The sequence below is a fragment of the Nostoc sp. DSM 114159 genome, from assembly GCF_053470285.1.
The window spans coordinates 6,470,315-6,482,301 of sequence record NZ_JBPFEH010000001.1 but is presented as its reverse complement, the minus strand read 5'-3'; the positions used below and the strand labels follow the sequence as shown (position 1 = coordinate 6,482,301).

6 protein-coding genes are annotated in these 11,987 nt (G+C 39.9%); 1 reads left to right on the top strand and 5 read right to left on the bottom strand.

What is annotated here, in order from left to right; genetic code table 11:
- Window positions 1–117: 117 nt before the first annotated feature.
- From ACR5KR_RS27365 to ACR5KR_RS27355, 3 genes are all read right to left on the bottom strand, one after another.
- Window positions 118–465, bottom strand: coding sequence for a hypothetical protein (locus ACR5KR_RS27365; RefSeq protein WP_448268661.1), 348 nt, complete (start codon window positions 463–465; stop codon window positions 118–120).
- An 80-nt stretch (window positions 466–545) separates the two neighbouring features.
- On the bottom strand, window positions 546–2,030 hold the full coding sequence (locus tag ACR5KR_RS27360; protein WP_448268660.1) for a CIA30 family protein: 1,485 nt from the start codon (window positions 2,028–2,030) through the stop codon (window positions 546–548).
- Between the two features lie 326 nt (window positions 2,031–2,356).
- A complete protein-coding gene (locus ACR5KR_RS27355) occupies window positions 2,357–2,824 on the bottom strand; it encodes a GNAT family N-acetyltransferase (RefSeq protein WP_445628382.1) in 468 nt (155 codons plus the stop codon).
- A gap of 186 nt (window positions 2,825–3,010) precedes the next feature.
- Here ACR5KR_RS27355 and ACR5KR_RS27350 point away from each other — a divergent pair, with 186 nt between their 5' ends.
- Window positions 3,011–3,811: an RMD1 family protein gene (locus ACR5KR_RS27350; RefSeq protein ID WP_445628381.1), complete on the top strand. Its 801-nt coding sequence runs from the start codon at window positions 3,011–3,013 to the stop codon at window positions 3,809–3,811.
- 223 nt (window positions 3,812–4,034) lie between these two features.
- On the opposite strand, the gene ACR5KR_RS27345 is transcribed toward ACR5KR_RS27350, so the two are convergent.
- On the bottom strand, window positions 4,035–9,503 hold the full coding sequence (locus tag ACR5KR_RS27345; RefSeq protein WP_448268659.1) for a trifunctional serine/threonine-protein kinase/ATP-binding protein/sensor histidine kinase: 5,469 nt from the start codon (window positions 9,501–9,503) through the stop codon (window positions 4,035–4,037).
- A 644-nt stretch (window positions 9,504–10,147) separates the two neighbouring features.
- Window positions 10,148–11,761, bottom strand: a complete 1,614-nt coding sequence (locus ACR5KR_RS27340) for a tetratricopeptide repeat protein (protein WP_448268658.1) — start codon at window positions 11,759–11,761, stop codon at window positions 10,148–10,150.
- Window positions 11,762–11,987: the final 226 nt, after the last annotated feature.

The window sequence follows — 11,987 nt, the reverse complement described above, 5'->3', positions numbered from 1 at the left end:
TCTCTCACCTTCGGCGATTCATCGCGTCTCTCACCTTAATGTGTTCATTTTTAATTTTTAATTTTTAATTTTTAATTCCGCCTTGCGGTACTAGCCTTTTAAAATTTGATTAAATATTTAACGCGATTCTAATTTAGCAACTCGCTCCTCTAATTTATTAACTTGTTGCTTCAATTCAATCACCAAAGTTGCAAGCCGATCGAACATCGGATCTTGTTGTGATAAGTTCCTTCTAGAACCAGTTGACTGTCGTGGGGTAAGTGTTGTTCTTGAAGATGGAGACTGGCGAGTTCTACCTAACTGAGACTCTAGCTGATTTAACCGCGACTCAACACGATTCAAATCCGCTTCCAGATTGTAGATGCGGGACTCTACTTGCTGCGATGAGGCAGTTTTAGAAAAAAAACTGCCCCAGATAATTGTTGCTAAAATCCCGGTGATTACTAACACCTTGATTTTTTTCATACCAATAGCTGACTTGTTAGAACAGTCTATCTAACCAGAGTTGGTTGAGATAATTTACAGACTAAAAATCTGTAGATATTTCATCTCTTATCTGGTTGTAAATTAGAAAATAAACTCTGCCAATCGATATTGACAGTATTTTCTCCCTGCTTAACCTCAAATGTGACGTTAGACGCTTTTCCTATTTTTAACGCTTGTACGCAAAGTTCTGCCACATCCTCACGACTGATTTTGCCTCTAATATTATCACCTTGCTCAAATATTAATTCCTTACCTCCTGGGTCTTCAGTTAAGGCACAAGGTCTAATAATTGTATAAGGAATTCCGCTTTCTCTTAAACTATCTTCTCCCTTCAACTTCCAAGTTAAAATTCCTCCCAATTGGTCATTTAATTTCACTGCTGGGGGTTCTTCATCTAAATTAATGCCAGGACGACCAGGACGAGTGACACCTGCTGAACTGACGAGGATAAATTGTGGTAAAGTTGCCCCCCCATAAGCTTTAATTGATTCCAACTGGAAAGTAAAACTACCTGGGGAAAATTTCGGATTTAAAGCGCCATCATGTTCAAATTTGCTCAACATCAGTTGAAATGAGCAAATTCTACTTTGCTCAATTGGCGGCGCATCTTTGACAAGTTTTGCCCGAAATACGGGAATCAAATCTGCAAAGGGAACTTGAATATCTATCCAAGTATTAGCTACGGTATCAAAAGAATAGCTGTAGCCAACACCATCCCATGTTGTATCTGTCCGCAGAAAGATTTTATAGCGTTGACCATCACCTTTGACACGCAATTTCACACCTTCATAACTAGATAAGTTGAAAGGTGGATCAAAATTTTTCGTTCTGACAGAAGCAAATCCGCCAGAGTTAGCAGTGGAAACATTACCTGCAAATAAAGCTGTATTTTCTAATAATTGGATATTACTAGCACTCACGCCACCCATGACAACATCATCCAACGCTCCCCAGCTATCCTTTAATTCTGCTGATGGCTTGGTGAAATCAAATATTAGTTTTTCCTTTGCTTGAGGTAGATATTTTGCTGCCGCTTGGACTAAGTTTTTTACTCCTTGATATTCTACATTTTCGGGAGTGTCACCAACAATTTCTGGCTGGTAAAATTTAACACCTTGATAGTATTTAGCTCTATCTGCTGTGTCTCCCTCAACTGGTTGTACGCGTACTGCTGTACAACAAATTACAGCTTGGATATCAGAAAGAACTAAAGGAGTTAAAGTTTCTGGTTGCGTGATATCCGCAACTACTAAATCGATATCATTACCAAGAATTGACCGCGCTTTGTCAATGTCTCGAACTAAAGCGCGAACTTTATAACCTTGTTGGAGCGATCGCTCCACAACTCGTTTACCGACACCACCTGTTGCACCTGCTACTAATATTACACCCACATTTCTTCCTCCATTGGGTTTATATTGATTATCCTTAGGACGACCTTGGATTAATTGCTGTACCCAGTTCAGGAAAGGAATCACCTCAAAGTAAGTCAGGGTTTCGATAAACCTGCCTAAGTCCCATTGAGAACGATTTTTGTCAGTCATATTTGCGTCCTCATAACTTTATTTACTCTAACAATTTTAGAGGGAGTAGCGAGTCAATACTTTTTGGGTTTTGGGGGAAAGGGAAAAGGGAAAGGGTTTGATATTTACCTTTTCCCGCAAACCCATTAACCTTTACCCAGACCAAAAGAGAGATTGTTGGATTTATCCGAAAAGTATTGAGTGACGAGTAGTGTAGTTCAATTACTTGAAAAACGCTGTCATTTCTTCAGAGTGCAAGAGTATCATCAGCAATATCTAGAGAAGCATGGACGCGCCTCTTACAGGATAGGCTAATCTTTCACTGGATTGAGGGAATATATAAGCGCTCAGTTAGAATATTTATACTTCATAAATAGTACAAAAGATTTTGTTAACCTCTTTCGTAATTGAGATAGTCCAAACTTAGACTTGAGGGATGGTGGTAAGTCTTGAAAGTTAACGGATACAAAACCTCTTTGAATGTAAAAATTCACCAATTGATGTTTTAAGCATTTTAAATAAAGCGGTTGACTAGCTTGAGTAATTAAATGCTGCACTAGAACAGTCCCCAAACCACGGTTTCGCCAAGCTGGTGCAACAAATAAACTACCTAGTTCTTGTGCTAAGTGAAAGTTTCGGATCTGCCCGAAGGCTACTAAATGCCCATCACATTCAATGACCCAAAATTGCTGCCATCTGAGTTGACTGGGATCTAGCTTTGCTTTAAACACAAAAAATACTATTAACCACATATCAAAAGGCTTGGCCTTACGAAGAACATACTCAGGTGGCAACGAGACATTAGACTGTATCATCTATCCAGCAATAATTAGACAGTCCCAATTTACCTTGACTGGTTGAAATTTTTTGACCAAAACAGGGTGTAGGCTGTAGGGGAAAGACGAAATGGTAAGCTGAAATTGTAGTTATCCCGACAACAGGCATCAATTACTATCGTTACCAGAGCAGTAAAGCAGGCAGAATATAGCTTTTGGGCAATAATGCAAAAACTCCTTTTTAATGACAAAGATAGATTTAGAGCGCAGGCCCTGTTCCTTGGTAAAGGTATTAACTTACAGACACTAGATAATTACGTTTCCTTGGCGACTATGCCACTAATAATTAGAGTTGGTGAAGAAGGCTACGCAGTATTGCTAGCCTATGGTGCAGTTGTCCTGTTTAACCTTGAGCCGAGAGAAAAGGTAGCCTTTTTGACCAAACTATCTTCTCAAATTAGCGGCCCTTTTGCCGACCCAGAAACAGAAGAGGTAGAAGTTCATCTCAGTATTAGTGAGAGTGAACGAGCCAAGGAAGGAAAAATTTTACTGCATGAATTGAGTATAGAACGCTTGCAGATAGTGGCTGATATTCTCGCCAAGAGTGTTGTGTTGTCTCACTATGAAACCAGCCTAGCGACTGTATTCGATCAAATTGAACCGTTCGCAGCTAGTCTCCAGCGTGAAAACAGAAGTAGACAACAAAGCCGGGAATTACTGCGTCAACTAGGAACTACCCTATTAGTTCAACATAAGATTGTAGGTCAAGTAGAGATTATCGATAAGCCGGAGTTGCTCTGGGAATCTCCACAGCTAGAAAACTTATATCTGCGCTTGGAGGATGAATACGAAATTCGCGAACGTCACCATGCTCTAGAACGTAAACTAGAGCTAATTGCCCAAACCGCTCAAACGGTGCTGGAGTTCATGCAGCATAGCAGTAGTCAGCGAGTAGAGTGGTATGTGGTGATTCTGATTGTGGTAGAGATTCTGCTGTCACTTTATGACATCCTTTTCAAAAGCTAATCTGAAATTTGGGGTTGTGAGATGGCGAGGGAGCGATCGCAACTACTCAAAATTCAGTGCGAGAAATCGCTCCTCAGAGCAATGTTATTACTAATACCATTTTGAAAAATGATTGCGACACATGGATTCACACCAAGCCAGACGCACCAAGGCAATTTCCAATCCAAAATCGTTCGACTGAGCGCAGCCGAAGTCTAAAATCCAAAATCTAAAATGGTATAACTTACTGGCAAACTGGAATACGGATTTGAAACTCCGCTCCCTCGCCCGGTTCTGAAGTGCAAGAGAGCGAACCACCATGTTTTTCGGTAACGATTTGGTAGCTAATCGACAAGCCCATACCTGTTCCTTTACCCACAGGTTTTGTGGTGAAGAAAGGATCGAACAGGCGACGGCGAATCGGCTCTGGTATACTCATCCCATTGTCTGCAATCCGAATTTCGACTCGATCGGCATTAATTTGCTCAGTGTGAATAGTAATGGTTGGAGTTGTAATTTGTCTTTGATTGTCCGTTAATGACTCTTCCAAAGCATCGATCGCATTACTCAACACATTCATAAATACTTGATTTAGCTGCCCTGCATAGCATTCCACTTGAGGCAAATTACCGTAGTGTTTAATAAGCTCAATAGCGGGACGATCTGACTTGGCTTTGAGGCGATGTTGGAGAATCATTATCGTACTGTCAATGCCCTCATGAATATTAACAGCTTTAATTTCGGCTTCGTCCATGCGTGAGAAGGTTCGCAGAGAAGCGACAATTTGCCGAATCCGATCTGCTCCAACCCACATAGAAGATAGTAGCTTCGGCAGGTCTTCTAGCACGAATTCTAGATCGATCGCCTCTGCTTCTGACTGAATCTCTGGATGGGGAGATGGATAATGCTTCTGATAAAGTTCCAGCAGTCTTAGCACCTCTTGGGTGTAACTGTTGGCATGGGTCAGATTGCCAAAGATAAAATTGACTGGATTGTTGATTTCGTGAGCAACCCCAGCTACCAATTGCCCCAAGCTCGACATTTTCTCGGTCTGCACAAGATGAGCCTGGGTTTGTTGCAATTTATACAGAGATTTTTCGATTTGTTCGGCTTTTTCTCGCTCTCGCGTTTCGGATGCTTGCAAAGCTTCATTTTTAGTTTCGAGTTCTTGTGATTTAGCTTCCAGTTGTTCTGAATAAGCTTGCAGGTTGGTGTAAAGACGGGCGTTGTCGATCGCAATCGAAATTTGTGCTATCAACAGACTCAACACATTCACCCGTTCTGGGGTAAAAGCACCAGAAATGAGATTATTTTCCACGTAAATAATCCCAGTAAACTTGCCAGAGTGAATCAGCGGCAAACACAAAATTGACTTGGATTGGTAGGTGGTGATATAAGCATCAGCCACAAAACGTGAGTCTTTAACAGCATTGTCTAAAACCAGATTGTTTCTAGTTCTTTCGACATAATTCAATAAGGCAACTGGGAGTAGGGGTGAATTAGTTTTATCCTCTGTGTTAACAACAACGCTAACCTCCTTATCTATAACTATTCCCGTCGCTTCTAATATCCATTGATTCTCATGCTTGGCAATAAAATAACCTTGTTGAGCGCCAGCATTTTCGATGACAATCTTCATCAATTTTTCGAGCAGCTGAGTTAGCACCATTTCTTCTGATAGCACTTGTGCAGCTTTCATCACTGTCATGAAGTCGAAAATGTGAGCGCCTCCAGTAGTCGTAGAGCTTGTTTGAATAGTGTGTAGGTAATTCGTTTCTATTTTTTCTGTGTTTGACCGCAAAATTAATTGCGGATAGCGTGTTTCTAAATCTTTGACTTTAGCAACAGCACCCCAATGACTATAGGCGTAGTAAGCATTTGTCATGTATATTTGAGCAATCGTTTCTTTACCCCATGACAAATAGAATTTGGCGGCGAGTTCGTGGGCGATCGCTTCCTCGTTGATGTACTCGTTTTCTTTAGCAAGTGCGATCGCTTTTTCATACATCTCGATCGCTTCGATTTTTTCGCCTAAAACTCGATGCCGTTCTGCCTCTACTAGATAGAATTTGTGTAAATGATTCATTGGGGCATAATCTGCCCATTTTAGGATTTTTTCTTGATTAGCTTGGATGCGATCGAGAATTGCCTTTTGCTCTGATTCTTGGCTATTAGGATACACCGCTAGCCGCAGTAAAGAATCGTAAAAATTTAATAGAGGAACAAGGGGCATTCCTACCACTGCATCTAAATACTTCTCTGCTATAGCGAGATTCTCAATCGCTTCCGAGTAATTTTCAAACCAATAACAAAGCAAAAATTTGTTCAAATAGATGTAGCCAACTCCCGCATTGTCGTTTGCTTGTTGGTGCAGTGGCAACCCGATCTGTTCATCGCAGGCTTCACCCTTTAGAAGGCAGGGATTTTCATTTTTTCCCAGTAGATTTAAGGTAGCCTGCCAATAGATTTCTATATAATTAAGCGCTGTTTCTTGCTTAATTTTATGAATAGCATCTCTGTTTCTTGCCATCTCTCTTTCAAGGACAGCCAGTTCTTTACCGCTAAAGTAAGCTAAACAGGAGTACTGTAGTAGACAATAGCCTGCATATTCTAAATCTCCTGTCTCCATTCCGCTAGAGTAACCTGACAGCAAAGGCTCTAAGGTTTCTCTCAGATGCTCTTTCCAATGTCGGATAAATAGATTTACGATGAAAACTGTCTTGGCTTTGATTTCTTGAGCATTTAACTTTGACACTAGATTTAAAGCCAACTGACCAAATTTATAACCTGAATCAATATCTCCCACAATCGCACAAAGAAGAAAACCATAATTGGCATAAGCAAACCCAGAAACGGCAGCATTACCATATTCGACAGATAATTGTACTTGTTTGCACACCGTCAAGGGCAACAGTGCAGGAGCAGCAATATATGCAGGAGCAAAGATACTTGACAAAAGTCTAATAGCTGCTAATTTATAGCGATCGCTCATTTGAGGTAGCTCAATTAAATCCTCAATTCGCGTTCCACTCAAAATTGCCGCAGTGTCCGCCAATCCTTGCCCAATATCTGACGCGTTCGGTTCTTGGGGAAACTCTACCCCTAACTGCTTTAAAACTTGTAGCGCTGTGTTAACCGCTTCTAATAACCTGTTCTGCGCCATATAAGCTTGCATCTGGACTTCATACACTTTAATTTTGTCCAGTAGCGTCACACCACAGTTTTGGACGATCTCAAACAATCTCTGCATTTCTTCAAAATCACCGCTCAAAAAAGCTGCTTCTGCTGCTTCTGAGTGCAGTGCTAATGTCAGTTCATATTCACACTTCCAGCTTTCTTCTACTAACAATCCCAAACCAACTTGCAAATATTTGATGGCGGAATCGTGCGCTGTGGCTGCTTTCGCTCTCTGACCTGCGACGAGGTTTAATTCTGCAAGTTGATATTTTTCTGTTTCAGATATCAGTAAATCAGTACCGTAATTGAGTTGATTAACTAAAGCAAATATATTTTCTTTGCGTTCTTCTGGTGTCGTCTTTTGCAGCAGTAATTGACCAATTTTCAGATGCGTTGCTTTCTTCTGCTCGTCGGGAATCAAAGAATACGCAGCTTGCTGTACGCGATCGTGTAAAAACTTGTAATCAACCTTGACATCAGTTAAAGTAATTCCACCAGATTCTTCTTGACTAAACACTAAGGGAATTTTGTAGTCCTGACTTAAGGGCAAAATTAGCCCAGCTTGCAGGGCTGACCACAATTGCGCCGCAGTGGTTAAAGAAGATACTTCGTTAACGATCGCCAATACATCCAAGTTAAAAGTATTACCAATACAAGCAGCCAGTTTTAGAACTTGTTGCGTTTCTAATGACAGTTTGCGAATATTTCTCGCTGTCAGTTCAACAACATTCAGGTCAGTAATGCCGATCCCTTGAATATGTTGGATATTCCATTGCCATACTCCTGAATGGAAGTCGTATGTTAGTAAGTCTTCTTGGTGTAGGGTTTTCAGCAGTTGTGTTAAGAAGAAAGGGTTCCCCCCGGTTTTGTGGAATAGTAATTCTGCTAGTGGCTGACTGTGTTCTATGTGATTCAATGTATCGCCAATTAACGCTTCCACATCCGTTAACTGCAATGATGACAAGACGATGTTATTCACCACCGCACCAGAGGATTGAATTTTGGACAAACCCATCATCAGTGGATGGGTGGGCGAAACTTCATTATCACGGTATGCCCCGATTAGTAATAAATATTTGCGCTCGGTATCCGTCATCAATAGCTCAATTAAGTTCAGTGATGCTGAATCTGCCCACTGCAAGTCATCCAGAAAGACAACTAAGGGATGGTCTTGGTTTGTAAATACCCCAATGAATTGCCCAAAGACGCGATTGAAACGGTTTTGAGATTCTGTCGCTCCCAATTGTGTTACAGGTGGCACAGTTCCAATAATGAGTTCGACTTCGGGTATCACATCAATAATGACTTGCCCATTTTCTCCCAATGCAGTTAACAGTTTCTCTTTCCAACCTTGGATTTGGGCAACGCTTTCGGTGAGTAATTGCTGAATTAAAGATTGGAACGCCTGAATCAACGACGTGTATGGAATATTGCGTTTGAATTGATCGAACTTGCCTGCAATGAAATAACCTCTGGCCCCGACAATCGGTTTATGAACTTCATTGACGACACTCGTCTTGCCAATGCCCGAATAACCAGAGACGAGCATGAGTTCGCTGCCACCTCCTGCCACACGCTCAAATGCAGTCATTAATGTTGCTACTTCTGCTTCGCGTCCGTAGAGTTGTTGTCCAATCAAAAAATGCCCAGATTTGTCCCGTCTCCCTGGTACGAAGTTTTCAATCTTGCCAATCACTTGAAGTTGAAACAAGCATTCCTCTAAATCCGCTTTCAGTCCCCAAGCGCTTTGATACCGCTCCTCTGCTGTTTTTGCTAACAGCTTCAAAATAATTGCACTAATTGCCTCTGGCACATCTTCCAGAATACGACACACGGTTTCGCTACAAGGTGCGACTGGCATTTTGGCGATGTGACAGTGGATCAACTCCATCGGGTCAGCAGCATAAAATGGCAGCGTACCTGTTAGCATTTCATACAAAGTGACACCCAACGAATAAAAGTCGGTGCGATAGTCGCACACTCGGTTCATTCTGCCTGTTTGCTCAGGCGACATATAGGCAAGTGTACCTTCAAGCAAATTAGGATTGCTCAAGGTAGGATTTTCTCGATCGAGGCGCGAGGAGATACTGAAGTCAATCAGTTTGACTTCCCCAGATTCGGGATTAATTAAAATATTGTGCGGCTTAATATCTTTATGTATAATTTTTTGGGCGTGTAGCTCTCCTAAAGTCTGTGCCAAATTAATCGCCACCTTGAGAAAAGTAATCAAGGTAGTTTTTTCAGTCGCAATTATTTCTTTGAGCAAGCAACCTGGGATATCTTCTAATACCAAAGCCAAACCATGCTGATAATTCTTTAATTCGTAGGCTTTAACAATGCCAGGAATTCGCAGGGACTCAATGATTTGATATTCGTGGCGCAGTCGAGCAATATCTTCTAGGGGTGGATGTTCGCACAGAAGAGTTTTGATCGCCACAGAGACATTATCGGTTTCTCGCCGTCCACGATAAATGACGGTTTTACTACCGGAGTGTAGGGTTTCGAGGAGTTGATAACCAGATAAAGTAGCTGTCATTGTTTTCTCTTGCAATATAAGCATTCTTAATATGCCCATGCAAGTTTAGCTTTGTAACATCTGAGACAAAAATAAGCATATTTTTACGAGATGTTACATGAATAATTTGGAATAAAAGTATTTATTCTTACTTGATTTTCACGGTATTTTGCGTGTTTTTGACCTGTAACGAACTAACGCTTATCTTATCGCAGCCGCAAGTAAAGACATGACACAACGAATCAAAGCCAACACCTATTTTCTCTGCAACAAACAGAAGAATCGTTGGATTTTCGCGGGAGTCAACTTCTCGATAAAAGATATTTGTAGGATAAAAACTGGGTGATATGGTCGTTATGCTCCAGTTTCTCAAAGATTGAGGTCGGACAATCCAGGTTAATTATCAAGACGACAGCCTAGTATCCAGTGGTATTTGCGAATAAACAAGCAAATATTCCTTAATTATACAGTTTTTTGAAATGAGGCGATCGCATTCGTGTATTCTCCAAGTATGAATACTGCATCAAAACCAGCAGAAAAGGTGGATGTGTGGCATGAATATGTCGGATATTGTAAATTCAAACCATAATTTTATATCTAGTAAAATTAACTAAAATCAGTCAGAGGGTAAACACATTTTGGAGATTACTTTGTATAGTATTTATCTAGAAGTTTAAAATATCTAATGATTCTTCTATTTCTAAATCTAATATTATTTCTCGTGTATCTTTGAGTGCTTCTAGCTTACCTTCTTTACGATAGATATCTGCCGCTTTTTGAAAATCTTCAATTGCTCTCTGTTTGTCTGCAATTTCTAAACGAATATTGCCACGGTTATAATAAGCATCAGCATAACTAGGATTAATCTGGATTGCCTGAGTATAATCTTCGATTGCACCCTCAAAGTCTCCTAAATCTGAACGAGCATTCCCGCGGTTGTAATAAGCATCAGCATAACTAGGATTAATTTGGATTGCCTGAGTATAATCTTCAATTGCGCCCTCAAAATCTCCTAAATCTGAACGAGCATTCCCACGTTTTTTATAAGCTATAGCATCTTGAGGATTAATCTTGATTGCTTGAGGAAATCCTGACTGAGAACCTAATAAATAACGAGTAATTCCACGGTTTTTATAAGCATCAGCATAATGAGGATTAATTTTAATAGCTTGAGTATAATCTTCAATTGCTCCTTGATTATCTCCAATATGAGAACGAGCTTCAGCCCGATTTTTATAGGTTACGGCAACATTAGGATTAATTCTAATAGCTTGAGTATAATCATTAATCGCTTCCTCTAATCGCCCCAGTTGATAGAGAGCTAAACCTCGTTTGTTGTAAGATTTAGCATCATGAATATTCATCTGGATTGCCTGAGAATAATCTGCGATCGCCGCTTCGTAATCTCCTATTTGATAGTGAGCTAAACCTCGTTTATAATATAAATTAATATCATTATTAACTTCTAAAGCTTGAGTGTAATTAATAATAGCATTTGGATATTCTCCTTTCTCGACATATTCATCACCCCTTTTTATATGTAGATTTAAATCTTCATCACTATATTCAGGTTTAAAAGGAAATTTTAACACCTGATTAATAGTTGGTTTAGATGAAATTTCCTGTTTCGGAAGATATTTATAAATAGCTGGTTGTTGGCGAGAAGAATTATTTATAGAAGATTGTAACTGTTCTAGATAACACCATAAACCACCCCCATATAGTAATTGTTCTATTCCAAAAGAAATTTTCCCAGTCTTCAACTTAATCATTCGGGTTGGGAGAAAGCCAGCCAAAAAAAGGTGATACTCAGATTGTGCTTCACTGACATCTTCTTGAATTAAAATGCAAACTACTACTGCATTCTTTTCAACTTCTTCAGAACTAATTGACCATCTAACTCTGTCAATGCGACCATGACGAGATTTAACCTCAATACCAATAGATGGGTCAGAAGTCAAAGTAAAATCTATATTACCATCACCGCCAAATCGCTTTTCATAATCGACTTCGGTAATAAAATCGGCTAAACGTTCTTTGACAACTTCTTCACCCAACTTTCCTTTGAGATAGCTAAGAAAAACATCACGTACTGGTAAAACACGCTTATATTTCTCAGCCATCTGCCAGCAAAATTCCCGTAATGCTTTTAATCTCTCTCCAGAAATTATAGTTAATTCACTATATTGACCTTCTGTTTCACAATGAAGCAGACAACCAGATGCTAACCTTTTAATAAAATCAGACTGTAGCGATCGCAGTAGTGTAATCCAGTCCATTGATATTTCTGCGAATCTTTTGATGAGATTATTCTATTAAAATATCCATTCGGCGTAAACCTTTTAATTAGCTTGGGTGATATTCCCAAAAATTGTTTACTATTTTGCAATAATTATTCATTAAAATTAATATATGACAATGAGCTATGATACTTACCGTTAGACATTGGCGTAATTTACATTAGTTTTGAAACTGCGGCCATGTTTGATTATGCCAGAGTTTTGA

Excerpts from the sequence above, each read along its gene's own strand:
- ACR5KR_RS27365 (WP_448268661.1), bottom strand. The coding sequence starts at position 465 with ATGAAAAAAATCAAGGTGTTAGTAATCACCGGGATTTTAGCAACAATT.
- ACR5KR_RS27360 (WP_448268660.1), bottom strand. The coding sequence starts at position 2,030 with ATGACTGACAAAAATCGTTCTCAATGGGACTTAGGCAGGTTTATCGAA.
- ACR5KR_RS27355 (WP_445628382.1), bottom strand. The coding sequence starts at position 2,824 with ATGATACAGTCTAATGTCTCGTTGCCACCTGAGTATGTTCTTCGTAAG.
- ACR5KR_RS27350 (WP_445628381.1), top strand. The coding sequence starts at position 3,011 with ATGCAAAAACTCCTTTTTAATGACAAAGATAGATTTAGAGCGCAGGCC.
- ACR5KR_RS27345 (WP_448268659.1), bottom strand. The coding sequence starts at position 9,503 with ATGACAGCTACTTTATCTGGTTATCAACTCCTCGAAACCCTACACTCC.
- ACR5KR_RS27340 (WP_448268658.1), bottom strand. The coding sequence starts at position 11,761 with ATGGACTGGATTACACTACTGCGATCGCTACAGTCTGATTTTATTAAA.